The sequence below is a fragment of the Mycobacterium sp. genome (assembly GCF_002863225.1).
Classification (GTDB): domain Bacteria; phylum Actinomycetota; class Actinomycetes; order Mycobacteriales; family Mycobacteriaceae; genus Mycobacterium.
In genome coordinates this window covers 287,661-303,272 of sequence record NZ_PKEK01000040.1, presented here as the reverse complement: position 1 = coordinate 303,272, position 15,612 = coordinate 287,661, and the positions used below count along the sequence as shown (strand labels likewise).

14 protein-coding genes are annotated in these 15,612 nt (G+C 64.2%); 6 read left to right on the top strand and 8 right to left on the bottom strand.

The genetic code is table 11. The features are described 5' to 3' along the window. The first annotated feature begins 7 nt into the window (after positions 1-7). Positions 8-2,797, top strand: coding sequence for a MobF family relaxase (gene mobF / locus CYU59_RS12300; protein WP_292989778.1), 2,790 nt, complete (start codon positions 8-10; stop codon positions 2,795-2,797). A 113-nt stretch (positions 2,798-2,910) separates the two neighbouring features. On the opposite strand, the gene CYU59_RS12295 is transcribed toward mobF, so the two are convergent. The 6 genes from CYU59_RS12295 to CYU59_RS12270 all read right to left on the bottom strand — a co-directional run bounded on the left by CYU59_RS12295 (position 2,911) and on the right by CYU59_RS12270 (position 7,030). Next, the gene (locus tag CYU59_RS12295) at positions 2,911-3,120 is read right to left on the bottom strand and encodes a cadmium resistance transporter (protein ID WP_292989776.1); all 210 of its coding nucleotides are present in this window, start codon (positions 3,118-3,120) and stop codon (positions 2,911-2,913) included. Positions 3,121-3,239: 119 nt separating this feature from the next. Continuing rightward, on the bottom strand, positions 3,240-3,878 hold the full coding sequence (locus CYU59_RS12290) for a maleylpyruvate isomerase family mycothiol-dependent enzyme (protein WP_292989656.1): 639 nt from the start codon (positions 3,876-3,878) through the stop codon (positions 3,240-3,242). Beyond that, positions 3,875-4,351 (bottom strand): SRPBCC family protein, encoded by a 477-nt coding sequence (locus tag CYU59_RS12285; protein ID WP_292989654.1) that lies wholly within the window; start codon positions 4,349-4,351, stop codon positions 3,875-3,877. The genes CYU59_RS12290 and CYU59_RS12285 overlap by 4 nt, the downstream gene beginning before the upstream one ends. Beyond that, positions 4,348-4,668: a metalloregulator ArsR/SmtB family transcription factor gene (locus CYU59_RS12280; RefSeq protein WP_292989652.1), complete on the bottom strand. Its 321-nt coding sequence runs from the start codon at positions 4,666-4,668 to the stop codon at positions 4,348-4,350. The genes CYU59_RS12285 and CYU59_RS12280 overlap by 4 nt, the downstream gene beginning before the upstream one ends. A 484-nt stretch (positions 4,669-5,152) precedes the next feature. Beyond that, positions 5,153-6,331, bottom strand: coding sequence for an FAD/NAD(P)-binding oxidoreductase (locus CYU59_RS12275; protein ID WP_292989651.1), 1,179 nt, complete (start codon positions 6,329-6,331; stop codon positions 5,153-5,155). A gap of 84 nt (positions 6,332-6,415) precedes the next feature. Then, positions 6,416-7,030: a DsbA family protein gene (locus tag CYU59_RS12270; protein ID WP_292989649.1), complete on the bottom strand. Its 615-nt coding sequence runs from the start codon at positions 7,028-7,030 to the stop codon at positions 6,416-6,418. Between the two features lie 279 nt (positions 7,031-7,309). Here CYU59_RS12270 and CYU59_RS12265 point away from each other — a divergent pair, with 279 nt between their 5' ends. From CYU59_RS12265 to CYU59_RS12250, 4 genes are all read left to right on the top strand, one after another. Next, positions 7,310-7,756, top strand: coding sequence for an MmpS family transport accessory protein (locus tag CYU59_RS12265; protein ID WP_292989647.1), 447 nt, complete (start codon positions 7,310-7,312; stop codon positions 7,754-7,756). Further along, positions 7,753-10,677 (top strand): MMPL family transporter, encoded by a 2,925-nt coding sequence (locus CYU59_RS12260; protein WP_292989644.1) that lies wholly within the window; start codon positions 7,753-7,755, stop codon positions 10,675-10,677. The genes CYU59_RS12265 and CYU59_RS12260 overlap by 4 nt, the downstream gene beginning before the upstream one ends. Before the next feature lie 26 nt (positions 10,678-10,703). Further along, positions 10,704-10,973, top strand: a complete 270-nt coding sequence (locus CYU59_RS12255) for a metal-sensitive transcriptional regulator (protein ID WP_292989641.1) — start codon at positions 10,704-10,706, stop codon at positions 10,971-10,973. A gap of 399 nt (positions 10,974-11,372) precedes the next feature. After that, entirely contained in the window at positions 11,373-12,095 is a 723-nt protein-coding gene (locus CYU59_RS12250) for a VIT family protein (protein ID WP_292989638.1), read from the top strand. Between the two features lie 423 nt (positions 12,096-12,518). Here CYU59_RS12250 and CYU59_RS12245 read toward each other — a convergent pair whose 3' ends face one another. Both CYU59_RS12245 and CYU59_RS12240 read right to left on the bottom strand, forming a co-directional pair. After that, a complete protein-coding gene (locus CYU59_RS12245) occupies positions 12,519-13,442 on the bottom strand; it encodes an NmrA family NAD(P)-binding protein (RefSeq protein ID WP_292989636.1) in 924 nt (307 codons plus the stop codon). A gap of 86 nt (positions 13,443-13,528) precedes the next feature. Continuing rightward, a complete protein-coding gene (locus CYU59_RS12240; RefSeq protein WP_292989633.1) occupies positions 13,529-14,335 on the bottom strand; it encodes an alpha/beta hydrolase in 807 nt (268 codons plus the stop codon). A gap of 193 nt (positions 14,336-14,528) precedes the next feature. On the opposite strand from CYU59_RS12240, the gene CYU59_RS12235 reads away from it, so the two are divergent. Continuing rightward, complete coding sequence (locus CYU59_RS12235; RefSeq protein ID WP_292989630.1) at positions 14,529-15,497, top strand: LysR substrate-binding domain-containing protein; 969 nt, start codon at positions 14,529-14,531, stop codon at positions 15,495-15,497. Positions 15,498-15,612: the final 115 nt, after the last annotated feature.

Here is a 15,612-nt window from a genome sequence, read left to right as displayed (position 1 = left end):
GGTTCAGGTGTTGACGATCTCCAAGCTGAAGCGGTGGTCGATCAACTACTACATCGACACCGCCCGCACCGCAGAGACCGCCAGCCGCGATATGGCCAGTGTCGGTGGCGGGCTGGGGGAGTATTACTCCGAGCACGAAACCCGGACGCCGACATGGCTACTCACCGGCAATCCTCACGCCGTCGCCATGTTGGTGGGCCTCACCGACGCTCAGCGTGCCGGTGGTGAAGCCAGCGCCGAAATGGTGGCGCGGTGGCTCGACGACGGCATCGCCCCAAATGGCGCGCGGGGGCGCGCGTTCGGGCAGCACGGGGTGTACGGCTTCGATCTCACCTTCTGCGCCCCGAAAAGTGTGTCCCTGGTGCGGGCGCTGCGCGGCGATGATGACGTGTTATCGAAGGCGATCGCCGACGCCCACGGCGCTGCGATCGCAGAGGCTATGGAATACCTCAGCACGCATGCGGGCTACACGCGAGTTCACAACTCGCACAGCGGAGAAAAAGACCTCATGCGACTCCCTGGCCTGGCAGCGATCGCCTATCAGCATGAGACCTCACGAAGCGGCGATCCTCACCTACATACCCACGTGATCGTTCCGAACCGCCAGGCCCGCGCCGACGGCGCGATGGTCTCGATCGACGGGACCTCGCTCTATCACGAAGCGCGGGCAGCAGGGGTGATCTATCAGGCCACCCTGCGACGTGAACTCTACAACTCCCTCGGCCTCGAGTGGGAGCCCATCGACCCATCCACCGGTATGGCCGAGTTGGCAGGCGTCGACCGCAACACCATCACCGCCTGGTCGCGCCGCTCCACCCAACTTCGCGAGTGGGCCGCCCACAACCTGGTGCTCGTCGACCAGCCGTTGACCGCCGCGCAGCTGGCAGCGGCGCAAAAAGCCACCCGCCCTTCGAAGCCCGAAGAACTCTCCTGGGCGCAACTCGTGGCACAGTGGCGCACCGACCCGCGCGGACTAAAACTGGATCGCGCCGCCTTCAACACCGCGCGCGCAGCGCGGCGCGCATCAACGCGCACCGGATTCAACACCGCGCGGATCCTGGCCGCGGCCGAGCAGATCGACAAAGCCGCGTTCACCCGCGCCGACCTCATCGAAATCCTCGGCGCACACCTGCCGGTGCACACCGAGCGCACACCCCGCGAACTGCTCGAATTCGCCATAGACGAGATCGCGGTGCGCCTGACCGCGCCCCGAGCCGCACACCAACGCGAAGGACATGAGCGCTACACCCTCGACGCGATACTGCGCGAAGAAGCCGCGGTGCTCGATCTAGTCGACACGCGTAACAACCGCGCCATGCTCTGGGTCAAGAAAGAGGACACCGCGCACCTGTCCGCGGACCAGGCGCGCGCGGTCGAGAACATCGGCCGCTCACCGTGGCTGGTGCAGCCACTGTCCGCGCCCGCGGGTGCGGGCAAGACCACTTCGATGCGCGCTCTGCGCGCCGCCGCCACCCGCCGCCGCGGCGGCACTGTCATTGTCCTCGCGCCGACCGGAAAGGCCGTCGACGTCGCCGTCCGCGAGGGTGCCGGCGACATCGGCTACACGATCGCTAAAGCCGTACAGCTGTTGCGAGACAACCACTTACAACTCGGCCCCCAGACCCTCGTCATTGTCGATGAGGCCGCCATGGTCGGCACCGGCGACCTGCTCCAACTGTTAACCGCCACGACCCGGTCGGGTGTCAAAAGTGTGTTGGTGGGGGACCAGCACCAGCTAGCCCCGGTCAAAGCCCGCGGCGGCATGTTCGCCCAACTTTGTGCCGATCTGCCTTGGACACAATGCCTGTCGGCGGTATGGCGGATGCGCGACCCCGAGGAACGCACCGCCTCCCTCGCACTACGCGACGGGGGACCGGCATCAATCCGCCGAGCAATCCGTTGGTACGCCACTCACGACCGGCTGCACTGCGGGGACGAGATCACCATGGCCGCCGACGCCTTCGCCGCGTACAAGAAAGATATCGCCGCCGGCAAAGATGCACTACTGCTATGTGACACCGCCGAGATGGCTGACGCCCTTAACCAACGCCTCCACCACGACACCATCGATTCCAGCGCGCCCACCCTTTCCGGCGCTCGAGGACACCGACTCGCGGTCGGCGACCTCATCCTGACCCGTTACAACGACGTCTCCGTCGCACTGCGCAATGGCGAAGACATTCATGCCGAAGAAACTCCGGTGCGCAACGGTCAGCGCTGGCGAGTGACCCAGATCAATCCCGACAACAACCGCCTCATCGCACGCCGCCTCGACGACCACACGTTGGGCGCCTTTTCAGGCGACTATGTCCGCCAACACATCACCCACGGCTACGCCCTCACAGTGCACTCCGCCCAAGGCGCCACCGCCGACACCACCCACGCCATTCTTAGTGAAACCGCCACTCGCGCACTGGCCTACGTCGGCCTCACTCGCGGTCGAGAGACAAATATCGCCTACCTGTACGAACACGCTACTGAGCACGAACAGCGCGACGGTTCGGCAGAAGTCACACGTCGCGTCAATCGCGGTCGCGTCCAGTACTCAACGAAACTGCTGCGCGGCATCATCGGCAACGATGTACACGCAATGACCGCCCACGAAAACGCGGCGGAGAGCGCAGTTGATTTATTGCCCGCGAGCGTCCGCGTTGCTGTCGCTGGCCGAGCGCAATCAGTGCGCGGCCGCGGTGCCGCCTACGGTCGGTGGCGCGCCAATGTGGCCATGGTCAACGGCGGAACTCTCGGCCGAAACATGGGGACAGGCCGCTCGATCGGTGACGGGCTCGAACTGTAGCCGCGGACCAATCCCCGGCTGAAGAACGAGGAGCAGTTCGGGGCGTGTGTTGTCCTGTACTTGACTTCCAGTGCCGGCAATCGGCATTCGTCGGCTCGAGAATGATTGACTACTCACATCCCATAGGCCCGCCCCTGTATCAGGATTGAGATCCCAATGGCGATGAGCGCGACTGGAAGGATGACGTGGTCCCAGCGGGTAAGTACCTTCGCGATCACGGGATGTGTCGCCACATACCGTCCCGAAGCACAAAGGATCGCCGCTCCGATCAGAAAGACGACCGCGAACACCGACACCACCGTGACAGACGAGACGGCAAAGATCGGAACTTAGACACCGATATTGTCGGCGCTGTTGCCGAAGGTGATCGCCGCTACGTGCCACGCTGCCTGGCCGGCGCCTAATCCGAAGAGCAAGAACGCAATCAAGCGGAAGGTGGCCGTCACGCGTGCTGTGATAGCCGCTCGGCCAGTGTGGATTGCCCCGGTCCTGCCAGTTCGGAAATGACCGCCGGCCTTCCAGTCATAGCCAGCAGCAGTGCTTCTCCGGTTCCTCTAACCTCGGGGCCGTCGCCGTGTTGCCAGTCGAGATCGGTCGCGACAAGACGAAGTCCTTTGATGCGCCGTCCTGCGCCCAAGCGCGGGTTTCGAGGCACCAGCGGCAGAATCCGCGTCAACCGCTGGACGGGCACCACGCGCGGATGGCCAAGCGCTCGACGAATGTCCTGGTGATGGACTGTCCCGTCGATGAGCCCGATCATGCCGCCGAACGCGGCGGTCAGCCCGCGAGGGCGTAGATGCCGGCCAAGGAAGCCCTTCAATTCTTCGGGTGACATCGGCGAGAACTCCTGAACGCCAACATCGTTGGCATTCACGACGCGACCCTTGGCGATCCGTTTCATCAACCCGAACGCGGTCAGTTCTTCATAGCTGACGACGTGCGCGACCACGTCTTTCACGGTCCACGACTGGCACAGGCTGGGTGCGCTCCACTCCTGCGGTGACAGCGTGTCGAGAAACGCGGCCAGGTCGGACCGCTCGTCCTGAGCCATGTCCATCAGTGACTCCTCGACCGTGCTCATGATGTCGCCAACTCCAAATACCGGTTGAGGTATAGCGGCCAACCTTCATCACCATCAACGCCATTGGCGATGGAATGCCAGTTGTCGCCGTGGCGCTTGAGTAGCCGGTGCTCCAGCTCCACTCGAGTGCGGTCGTCGGTCTCAGGGATGAAGCGCACTTCGACTTCGCTGGTCTTACTGAGATCAGTTTCCAGTCGCCAGGTCGGGCCGATGTCCCAAGAGAAGACGATGCGCTGCGGTGGTTCGAAGACAAGAACGCGCGACCATTCGCACCGACTGCCGTCTGTCCCGACGTCGTAGATGTGTCCGCCCACCTTCGGCTCGAAAACTGTTTCGGCAATCGGGACCGCAAGCAGGTTGTGTTCACGCGGCTTGACAGCATCGAATCTGTCGATGAACAACGCGAATGCCCTCTCGAGGCCAATGTTCACGATGACGCTCTTGCGTATCGGCTCTATTGCTGATGGCCTCATTCGCCTTTTCCTTCCGCATCGGCGATCGATTTGAATGCGTCCAATGCTTGACCCCAGAACACGTCCAACTCGGCCCGCAGCGCCTCGACGCCCCTGGGATCAATTTGGTATAGACGGCGCGTGCCAGCGGCGCGATCGGCCACCAACCCGGCGCACTTGAGCTTTTTCAGATGCTGCGATACCGCTGGTCTGCTGACGGGCAAACCCGCGGCCAACTCGCCCACCGCCATTGGCCCAGCGGCAAGCCGTTTGAATATCGCTCGCCTGGTCCCGTCCGCGAGTGCGCCCCAAGGATCGACCGCTTCGTCAGTGACCACAAACGGTAAGTATACACTTACGGACACCAAGAATGAGAAGCTGGTGGATCCAGGTCAGTCAGTTGCCCCGGTGCGCGATGTCGATGCGTCCGGTAAATAGCCAGTCGCCTGAAGGACGACCCGACGCCCGATCTCGACGGCGTGATCGGCGAAGCATTCGTAGAGCCGGTGACCCAAGACGAGACAGAGCACCCAACTGGAGCAGAGCTAACGGGTGGTGGAGCGTAGAGCCACCTTCCAGCAAGCTACCCGGTGCGACACGCGGTCCTCAGCCGAGAGTGACTAGCCGCGCTCCCCTGTGACGACATCGGCGCGGGTGAGACCGAAGTGCTCCTGGACCCACCGCAGATGGTCGTCGCGTCGACTAAGCACGTTGTGCCACATATTGTTCAGCGGCGGCGTGTCTGGTCGTTGGCATCTGGCCCACGGAAGAGCCGAATCAGGCAAGTGGACCGGGGAGATTCGGGATCGCCGCAGCGCGGCGTTATCCGGCGTTGGATCGTTCGCATTCCCAGATTGCCCGCCAGTCGGTTTCCTCGTCCTGCTTGTCGTGGTGCAGATCTTGCGTGGGTGGGCTTAGGTGGATGGCGGGGTGGGGCATGGTGAAGAAGTCTCCTTGCCCGAGCGCGGAGTGGCCGTTGCCGGTGTCGACGTAGCAGTAGCCCTGGCCAGACAGTGCGGTGTCGGTGTTGGCGAGTCCGAGGTGGTGCAGGGCGTTGAGCGCGGCGGCTTTAGCGCCGTTTTTGGCGAAGATCGCCGCTTTGGGTAGTGGCCGGCCTGACGGGGAGGTGATTGCGGTGGTGTCACCGATGGCGAAGATGCCGGGGTGGCGAGTTTGCATGGTGGTGGCGTCGACGCTGATCCAGCCGGGTTCGTCGAGGGTGACTGCGGGTTCGTGGGGTGGGATGAACACGAGCAGGTCGAAGGTGGTGGTGGCGCCGTTGTGGAAGTGGATCTCGTTGCGGTCGGGGTCGATTCGTTCGACGGCGTGCTCGCCGAAGAATTGGATTCCGTTGTCGTTGAGCAGTGTGATGAGCTCGGGCCCGGCGTAGGGGCCCGCTGAGGGCATCGGCTGTTTTTCGGGGCTGTAGACCGAGATCTGGGTGTTGTCGCGGGTTCCGTTGTCGCGCAGGAGGTCTGCTGCCAGAAGTGATCCCTCGTAGGGCGCGACGGGGCAGCGGAAGGGCTGAGATGTGACCAGGAAGACCAACTTACCGCCGGCGAATTTGTCGAGCGTGTCGTGGGCGCGTGCGGCGGCGTCGGCGCTGTAGTAATGCACCGCGGTGCCGGCGTCAGCGGCTTTGCGCAGGCCGGGAATGTTCTCGATGGCGTTGCGGGCGCCGGTCGCGATGATCAGCGCGTCGAAGGCGACATCGGTGGCATCGGTCAGCGTCACGGTGCGCTGCTGCGGGTCGACGCTTTCAACCGTGCCGGTGATGGTGCGGACGCCGGCTAGCGCGTCGGCGGTGGGCCGGATGGGCACGCTGTCGCGGTCGCGCCAGCCGCGCATGACCCACGGCAGGGTGAAGCCTAAAAAGTGCGAGAAATCGGTGTCGATCACGGTGATGTCGACACCGTCGAGGTTCACCCCGGATGTGGAGAGCTCGTTGACGACGCTCAGTCCACCGATGCCGGCGCCGAGGATGACCAGGTTCTTGTTCATGGGACTCCCGTTCAGAGTTGTCGTGTTGTCGATTGAAGGCCGGTGAATGTTGTTGTGGTGCAGCGGTGTGCGGCGCCGGCGGCCTCAGTGGGTGCGGGGACGCTGGAGCTGATGGAACTGCGGGGTCGCCACTAACGCGACGAGCGCGTCGAAGACCGCCAGGGTGCGGTCGGGCGCGGGTGGCGCGCTGAGCACCGGACCGAACACGGTGTGCCCGCCTATCGTGACGAGCGGGCTGCCTCCGATGTCGCCCAGCGCGCTTTGACTGGCCTTGTGGGCGAGGCGGACCGCGGGATCCCAGCTCGGGTCGGTCATTGCCGCGGCGGTGGTGCGGCTTGCACCGGCGGACCGCAGCAGCGACGTTGCCAGGTCGTCGTCGACGGGCGCCGACTGGTCAAAGTAGAGCTGCCCGAAGGCGAAGTAGGCGTCGCTGAACGCATCGGCGCCGAGTTCGTCGCGCAGGGCGGCCATGAGCCGACCAACGGTTCGCGAGTCGTTCATTCGCGCCTGCTGGGGTGGGGGGAGTTCGCGTCCCTCGTTGAGTACCGCCAGATTCATCGGCCGTATCTCGAGGGAGAAGCCGGCTTTGTCCGCGGCGGCTCGCAGCCAGCGCGCGGTGTTCCACGAAAACGGACACACCGGGTCCAGCCATAGCGTCACCACATCGTGTCCCACGGCTGGTGCATGTTGATCGGTCATTAGCACTCCTCATCGTTGACATCGCGGAAAGCGGCCGCCGTCGGTCCTGGCAGCCCGGCAGGCGAGCGCCTGCCGGGCATATAACCGGTGGTCGCCGGAGCGCGATGTTGCACTCTAAATACCATACCCCCTACCGTATAATGCAGAACGGGGCAGTGCAATGTCTAGTTCTTCACAAACGGAGGGATGGCACGTTCGGAATAATACCCCTGGGGGTATTGTCGCTTAGTGTGTCGCGGCGAGTTGAGTTGCGGTGCAAGCAGAAATGAGGAAACGGTGATGCGTCAGACATCGATGGCAAAACGTGCCGCAGGTCTGTGGGTTCCGGTGGTTGTGGTGGTGGCGGTCGTGCTCGGTGGGGTGGCGGTGATGCGGCTTCGCGGTGTGTTCGGGTCGGAGGGCATCTTTTCCGCGACCGGCAGCGCCGCGGCGCCGCTGACGCCGTTCGTCGTCAAAACGGTGACCTACGACGTGGACGGGCCGCCGCAGGCGAGCGGCAGCGTTAGTTACCTCGACGAGACAGCGCAGACCCGCCAGGCCGTCTTCGGTGCGTTGCCATGGCACGTGACGATTTCGACGACCCAACCGGTGGTGATCGCCAGTGTGGTCGCCCAATCCGACGCCGACCAGTTGCAGTGCCGGATCGCGGTCAACGGGGTCATCCACGACGAGCAGACCGCGGCCGGAGAGCACGCGCAGACGTTTTGTTTGGTGAAGGCCGCATGAGCGCCACGGCCGAGACCCGTTCCCGCTTGGCGCGTTTCGTGCGGCGATTCGCGGTGCCGATCATCGTGGCGTGGGTGTTGGTGACCGTCGCGGTCAACGTGCTGGTGCCGCCGATCGAATCGGTGGCCCGACACCATGCTGTGACGATGTCGCCGCAGGATGCGCCGGCGATGATCGCCGCCACACGCATCGGCGCGACCTTTCACGAGTCCGATTCCGACAGCATCGCGATGATCGTGATCGAAGGCCAGCACCCGCTGGGGGCAGACGCGCACCGCTACTACGACGACCTCGTGACCAGACTGGCCGCCGATCACCGCCACGTGCAGCACGTGCAGAACGTATGGGGAGATCCCCTGACCGCGGCGGGTGTGCAAAGCAGAGACGGCAAAGCGGCCTATGTCGAGCTCAACCTAGCCGGTGACCAGGGCAGCACACAGGGCAACGAGTCCGTCGACGCCGTCCGCGCACTCATCGATTCCACCCCCGCCCCGCACGATGTCTCGGCCTACCTCACCGGCCCGGCAGCGCTGAGCACCGACATGAACCAGGCCGCCGACAAGAGCATGATCACGATGATGGGCGTCACTGGCGTCATCATCATCATCATGCTGTCGATCGCGTACCGCGCGATCAGCACCGTGCTGCTCGTGCTGGCCATGGTCGGAGTGGAAATGGGCACCGCGCGTGGCGTGGTGGCCATCCTCGGGAACTATGATCTGCTCGGCTTTTCCACCTTCGTCGTGGCCATGTTGTCTTCGCTGGCGATCGCGGCCGGCACTGACTATGCGATCTTCCTCATCGGCCGCTATCGCGAAGCCCGCGCCGCCGGCCAGGACCCAGAAACCGCCTACTACACCATGTTCGCCGGGACCGCGCACATCATCGTGGGCTCCGGGCTGACCATCGCCGGGGCCACCCTGTGCCTGCACCTGGCCCGGCTGTCGTATTTCAAAGCCCTGGGCGTTCCCTCGGCACTTGGGCTGCTCATCGTCGTTGCCGGCGCCCTGACCGCAGCACCGGCGATCGTCGCCGTCGCCAGCCGCTTCGGGCTGCTCGACCCCAAACACGCTGTCAATGCGCGCCGTTGGCGGCGCATCGGCACCGCGACGGTGCGCTGGCCCGCCCCGGTGTTGGCGGCCGCCGTGTCTCTGGCGGTGGTCGGCATCGCGGTCATGCCCAGCATGAAAGTCAGCTACAACGATCGCTTCTACATCCCTGCCGCACTGCCCTCCAACGTCGGATATGCCGCCGCCGAAAGACATTTCAGCGCGGCCACCATGAACCCTGACATCCTCATGATCGAGGCCGATCACGACATGCGCACCCCGGCCGACATGATCATCCTCGACCGCATCGCCAAAGATGTCTTCCGCGCCCCCGGCATCGCCATGGTCCAAAGCATCACCCGCCCACTGGGCGGACCCATCGACCACACCTCGATCCCGTTCCAGATCAGCGCCCAATCCATCCCGATCCGGGAGAACCTGCACTTCATGCAAGACCGCGCCGCGGACATGCTGACGATGAGCGACGATCTCGGGTCGATGACCAACTCGGTGCAGCACCTCTATGACCTGATGGGCCGCATGGCCGATACCACCCATCGCATGCGCGCCGACGTCACGACCATGAAAGCCACCGTCGACGAGATCCGGGATCACCTCGCCGATTTCGACGACGTCGCCCGCCCCGTGCGCAGCTACCTGTACTGGGAACAGCACTGCTTCAACATCCCCGTGTGTTGGGGAGCCCGATCGGTGTTCGAGGCCCTCGACGGAGTCGATGCTTTCAGCGCCGCCATGACCGGCCTGCTCACCGACATCGGCGACGTCGATACCGTGATCCCACAGATGAGGGCGCAGCTGCCCCCGATCATCGCCGTCGCCCACTCGATGCAAACCACGTTGCTCACCATGCACAGCAGCTTTTCGAGTCTGCTGCAACAGATCTCACGTATGACCGACACCGCCGCAGCCATGGGCCAGGCCTTTGACGCCTCCAAAAGCGGCGACTACTTTTACCTGCCACCCGAAGCTTTCGCCAACTCCGACTTCCAACGTGGCCTGAAACTATTCCTGTCCCCGGACGGCAAGGCCGCCCGCTTCATCATCACCCACGACACCGACCCCGCCACCCCAGGCGGCATCGCCGCGGTCACACCCGAACTCACCGCCGCACAACACGCCGTCAAAGGCACCACCCTGACGGAGGCCCACTTTTATCTCGCCGGCACCGCCGCGATCTACCGCGACATCCAATCCGGCGCCCACTACGACCTGCTCATCGTCGGCATCGCCGCCCTGACCCTGATCTTTGCCGTCATGATCATCATCACCCGCGCACTAATTGCATCCCTGGTCATCGTCGGCACCGTCCTGCTCTCCCTGGGCGCCGCCTTCGGACTCTCCGTTTTAGTGTGGCAACACATCTTCGGCCTCGACCTCAACTGGATCGCCCCCGTCTTCGGGCTCATCATCCTGCTCGCGGTCGGATCGGACTACAACCTGCTCCTAGTCTCGCGTTTCCAAGAAGAAAACCGCGCCGGCCTGCACACCGGAATCATCCGATCCATGGGCCACACCGGGGGGGTCGTCACCTCAGCGGGGCTGGTCTTCGCGTTCACCATGATGTCCATGATCGCCAGCGACCTACGCTCCATCGGCCAAGCCGGCACCACCATCGGCATCGGCCTGCTCTTCGACACCCTCATCGTGCGCTCCCTGATGACCCCCTCCATCGCCGCCCTGCTCGGACGCTGGTTCTGGTGGCCCCAACGCCTGCTGCCACGTCCGCGCCCGGCCACACGACACAGCGTTCAACACCCGCCCACTACACCCCAACCCGGCACGCCGCCGCGCCAACACCAGCCAACCCCCGACGCAGAGCAACCCACCCCGATACCCCCCGGGGTAGAATGAACACACCTGATCCCGCTGGAGGAACCATGATTGACGACGCCGACCGCATCGATGCAGTGCTCAGCAGACTGCGCCGCGCCCAAGGCCAACTCGCCGGTGTCATTACCATGATCGAAGCCGGCCGCGACTGCAAAGACGTCGTCACCCAACTCGCCGCCGTCTCCCGAGCCCTCGACCGCGCCGGCTTCAAAATAGTCGCCTCTGGTATGCGCCATTGCATCACCGACAGCGAATCAGGCACGACACCGCGGCTAACCGAAGACGAGCTCGAAAAGCTCTTTCTCTCCCTGGCCTAGGGCATGAGATCAACGGCCGTCTCCACGGGACTGATTAGCCACACATCCGGTCGCGGACAGCGACGAGCCTGCCGGCGGTGGAGTGCGACTCGCGACCGGCAGATCTCGTAGCTGCCGGAACGCATTCCAAAGATTCGTGTAGCACCGGGCAGTACGTAATACGTCGCGCAGCGCGTTCACACGGGCACAGCCCGAACGCGTCGAGCACAGGCACGATCCGATGCGGCCCGCCCGCAGAGAAACGCAGAGGGCCCGGTGTCACTTGCGCATGGACCCCGAACAGCCCGTTGACCGAAGGACGGCAGCCGACCCAACGCGCGTTAATCCCATGTTGCGGCGCTCATTTGACAAGGCTGTCCTTGCTGGCGCTGCCGACGCGCGTGCAGTTGACTATCCGACATGACCGACGATCACGCGTTCACCCACAGCGCCGAACCCCACAATGATCGTCTGACACGACGACTGAACTGGCTGCGCGCCGCGGTCCTCGGCGCCAACGACGGCATCGTCTCCGTCGCCGGTGTCGTCGTCGGGGTCGCCGGTGCCTCAACGCTGCGCGGCCCGATCTTCACCGCGGGACTAGCGGCTTTAGTTGCTGGCGCGGTGTCGATGGCCCTCGGCGAATTCGTGTCAGTCTCCAGCCAACGTGACAGCGAAACCGCCCAGCTGACAACCGAACAACGCGAACTCCGGCAGATGCCCGACGCCGAACTGGCCGAACTCACCGCGATCTATCAACGGCGAGGCCTCTCACGCACGACCGCCGCCCAAGTCGCCCGCGAACTGACCGCCCACGACGCGCTCACCGCACACGCCCACGCCGAACTCGGCATCGACCCCGACGAGCTCACCAACCCATGGCAAGCCGCGACCGCATCCGCTGCCTCCTTCACGGTAGGAGCGATGTTGCCGTTCGCCGCGATCCTGCTCCCGGCGCCGTCCTGGCGCCTCCCGGTGACATTCATCGCCGTCCTTACCGCCCTCGGCATCACCGGCGCGCTCAGCGCACAAATCGGCCGGGCCAGCACCACGCGCGCGGTACTGCGCGTCGTCCTCGGCGGCGCCGCCGGCATGGCCCTGACCTACACCATCGGCCACCTCTTCGGCGCCGCACTCGGTTAAGGCCACCACAGCCAAGCGAGCCTGACTCAAATGAAGTAACACGCACACGAACGAACCCCGCACAGGACGAACAGCAATTGCACCGCAGCGGTCACCGTTTATTGACCGGCAATGACCCGGAAGCGACCGGAATTGCCCGGATAGCATCGGTGGTCGACGATCGTGAATCTGTTTGTTGCACACTGCGAAACTGGCAATAGCAGGAATCGTCAGGATCAGAGGATCGGTAATCCGTAGATCGTAAGCTCGGTCCACGAGGACGGCTTGCCAGGACGAATTCGATATGTCGATTGGAGCGACGATAGCCAGCGCTCCGGTGGTGCGTGTTCGTCGTCGTTGCCGGACGGTTTCGAAGCGGTTCGCTGGAGTGGAGAGCCCAAGGACTTTCAACGCGCCAGCTGCTGGCGCGCGGGTGTGGCCACCCTACGCGGTCGGGGTTTCGGCGTGGCCAGCTGAGGTGGCGGAGTTCGTCGCGTAGTCGAGTGTGAATAGGGCTCGGTTGTCGTTGATGAATTCTTCGACGGTAATGAGCGGTTGACCGATGATCTTTCGCGCGGCGTCGTCGACGCCGGCAAGCCGACCCTCTTGTTGGTCGATGGTGACGGCCTCAAAGTGTTTGAGTTTCGCTTTGTCGTCGGGTTGGCCGATGAGTTCGAGGAACGTGGTGACGGTGACGTGCTCGTAGGGCAAGTCGGTGCCGAGAACGCGATTGACCTCAGCGGCGAGCTCTTGGTGGCTGTACTCCGTTGGGCCGGTCAACGTGTAGGTGTGACGACCGTGCTCCTGGGGGTCAGCGAAGATCTTGGCTGCGGTTAGGGCGATGTCACTGGCGGCGATGGGGGCGAACCGGCTGTCGGCGTTGTAGGGCATGGCGTAGCGGCCGTAGCGGATGAGGTCGGATACGTAGAGCAGCCACTGCATGAAGAACGTGATCCTCAGGTGCGTGGTCGGCACACCGGACCAGCCGAAGACTTGCTCGGAGAGCCAGTGGTTCTGCGTGGCCTTGCTGCGTGCGTAGGGTCTTGACTGGATGTGTGACATGTTGACGATAAGTTCGAGGTCCTGCTCCTTGGCGGCTTGGGCGAACATGACGGCCGCCTCGACGAGTCCTTCGCCCACGGGGTAGTTGAAGTAGGCCCGCTGCACGCCGTCAAGGGCGCCGCGGACGTCGCGAAAGTTCAAGAGATCACCGAGCACGACGTCGACTCCTTTGTCGCGCAGTGTTTGTGCGCGGGCGTCGTCGGTGCGGACCATGGCTCGCACGTTAAATCCTTCGGCGGTCAGGTAATCGATCATGGGTCGGCCGGTGTCGCCGTTGGCGGTGGTGACCAGAATTGTTGTTGGCATCGCCTTTCTTCCTCTCGCCGTGAACTTTTGGTGTTGGCCGCTGTACGCGGGCTCGCTCCTCTGGGCGTGAGCGGCGGGCAGAAACGTCAGAAGCCCTTGGAAGCAAGCCAGTTCAACGTGACGTCGGCGACATCCTTCCAGCCAGCGTCGATCGTCAGGGAGTGGCCCTTGCCTTCGAACACGTGAAACTCGGTGTCGGCAGGCCCCTTTGAATACATCTTGAACACCTCCTTGGTCACCTTGAGTGGCACGGTGTGGTCCTCGGTGCCTGAGGTCAGCAGCAGCGGCCCACGGTCGGCCAGGTGGGTGTCGACCTTGGCCGGTGAATGCGGAAAGAAGTTCGCCGCGGCGTCCTGAAACAGTGGCAGGCCGGCGCCGGGGATGGTCCACGCGTCGTGCAGAGCGTCGGATTCCTCCTCAGTCAGCGTGTCGCCGAAGGCGTAGTGGAATTGCTTGGCCGTCAGCGACACGGTGCGATGGAGATTCGCCGGATTGCCGAGCACGGGAAACGCGGACTTGAGTTGCGCGAGCGGCAATGCCTTGACGCCCTTGATGGCGGCGGGGTCGATAGCCACGGCGGCGGCGACGGTGCCGTTGGCCAACAGTTCCTGGGCGATGAGGCCGCCGAAGGAGTGCCCGACAACGACGGGTTTCACCACGGGGGTGCCGATGAGTTGGGTGTAGTGATCGACCATCTGCGGAATGCCCATGTCGTTGAGCGCGTCGGGGTTCTCGCGGGTGGCGGCCACGGTGGGGCCGTCACCGGGCCAGCCGGGCGCCGATGCGCTGTACCCGTGAGCTTCGAAGAGTTCGATCCAGGGCTGCCATGCGCTCGAGTGGATCCACAGACCGTGGATGAAGATGACGGGGTGGGTCTTGGTGGCTGTGGTCATGGGACTGCTCCTTCGAGTTCAATATGGCTGCGCCCAGGTTGGTTTGGACGCCGCGTGAGTACACCGGCTCGGCTTGATTAGACGATGCGCCAAAGGAGAGGTCCGAAAAAGGGGTGATCCTTTCGCGTACTGATCAGGCCTAGCGATCAATGACACCTGCCGCAGCCGTCGGCTATCGCCTAGCCTTCAGGTGGTGGAGGTGCGGCAGCTCGAAGCGTTCGTCGCCGTCGCGACCGAGCTTCATTTCGGGCGTGCAGCGGAATCGCTTCACGTCTCGCAACCGACGCTTAGCGAGATGGTGCGCCGACTCGAACGCGAGGTGGGTACGCCCCTGCTCAGCCGGACAACGCGGCGGGTCGCCCTCACCGGGGCGGGTATTGAGTTGATCGAGCGGGCGAGGGTAATTCTCGGTGACGTGGCGGAGGCCAAAGCAGCGGTGCGACGGGTTGCCCGCGGGGACGCCGGAACGGTGCAACTAGGTATCACACCACCGGTGGCGCCGGTGCTGGCCCCACACCTGGCTGATGCGTTGGCCTCGAGCGCACCCGAGGTGAATCTCGTTACCCGGCGGATGTGGTCGCGTGATTTAGCCGCGGCCATGTCGGACGGTGCGGTGGACGTCGCCATTGGGTGCGGTCGCATCGTCGACCCCCCTGGCATCGTTGGCGAGTCGTTTTGTGCCGAACCGTTGTTCGTTGTGGTTCGTGGGAATCATCGGCTTGCGGGCAGGGATCGTGTGGCATTCGCCGATTTGCGTGACGAACGCCTTGGGATGCCGTGCGCAGCTTTGTTTCCGGCCTGGCAGCAAGCGCAGCAGCAGGCCCTCGAAGATGCCGGTGTCGCCCCTCAGGTGACCGAGCTCGCGGTCGCCGACTTGGCCTTGTTGGGATGGAAGGCGATGCCGGAGGTGGATTGGTTCATCACCACCGCGGTGCTCGCGGCGGCGGCGCCGGATTCGGCTGTCCTGCCGTTGGATCCGGCGGCGTTGATGCCGCACAAGCTGCAGTGGAACCCCGACCGCGCGCAGACTGCCGCAGTGGCCCGCTTCGTGCACCTGGCGCTCACCACGGCCGTGCCGGCGGGCTGGTGCACGCTGTCGGCGCACCTGCGTCACCAGGATTCACGGCTTCAGCCTCACGGGCTTACCTCAACACTTCGTTAGCCCGCGCGCAGTGCGACCGTCGCGAATTCCGTGTCGAAGCGCTTCGGAGACAAACTCCTTCGCGATCCGCCGGCGCGTGGGACGAGCGGGCCGAGCATGGTTTCTCTGCCGCGCC

What these genes read in the sequence shown, in the direction of transcription:
- CYU59_RS12285 (WP_292989654.1), bottom strand. Translation starts at nt 4,351, where the DNA reads ATGAGGCCATCAGCAATAGAGCCGATACGCAAGAGCGTCATCGTGAAC.
- CYU59_RS12245 (WP_292989636.1), bottom strand. Translation starts at nt 13,442, where the DNA reads ATGCCAACAACAATTCTGGTCACCACCGCCAACGGCGACACCGGCCGA.
- CYU59_RS12270 (WP_292989649.1), bottom strand. Translation starts at nt 7,030, where the DNA reads ATGACCGATCAACATGCACCAGCCGTGGGACACGATGTGGTGACGCTA.
- CYU59_RS12265 (WP_292989647.1), top strand. Translation starts at nt 7,310, where the DNA reads ATGCGTCAGACATCGATGGCAAAACGTGCCGCAGGTCTGTGGGTTCCG.
- CYU59_RS12275 (WP_292989651.1), bottom strand. Translation starts at nt 6,331, where the DNA reads ATGAACAAGAACCTGGTCATCCTCGGCGCCGGCATCGGTGGACTGAGC.
- CYU59_RS12290 (WP_292989656.1), bottom strand. Translation starts at nt 3,878, where the DNA reads ATGAGCACGGTCGAGGAGTCACTGATGGACATGGCTCAGGACGAGCGG.
- CYU59_RS12260 (WP_292989644.1), top strand. Translation starts at nt 7,753, where the DNA reads ATGAGCGCCACGGCCGAGACCCGTTCCCGCTTGGCGCGTTTCGTGCGG.
- CYU59_RS12250 (WP_292989638.1), top strand. Translation starts at nt 11,373, where the DNA reads ATGACCGACGATCACGCGTTCACCCACAGCGCCGAACCCCACAATGAT.
- CYU59_RS12240 (WP_292989633.1), bottom strand. Translation starts at nt 14,335, where the DNA reads ATGACCACAGCCACCAAGACCCACCCCGTCATCTTCATCCACGGTCTG.
- CYU59_RS12255 (WP_292989641.1), top strand. Translation starts at nt 10,704, where the DNA reads ATGATTGACGACGCCGACCGCATCGATGCAGTGCTCAGCAGACTGCGC.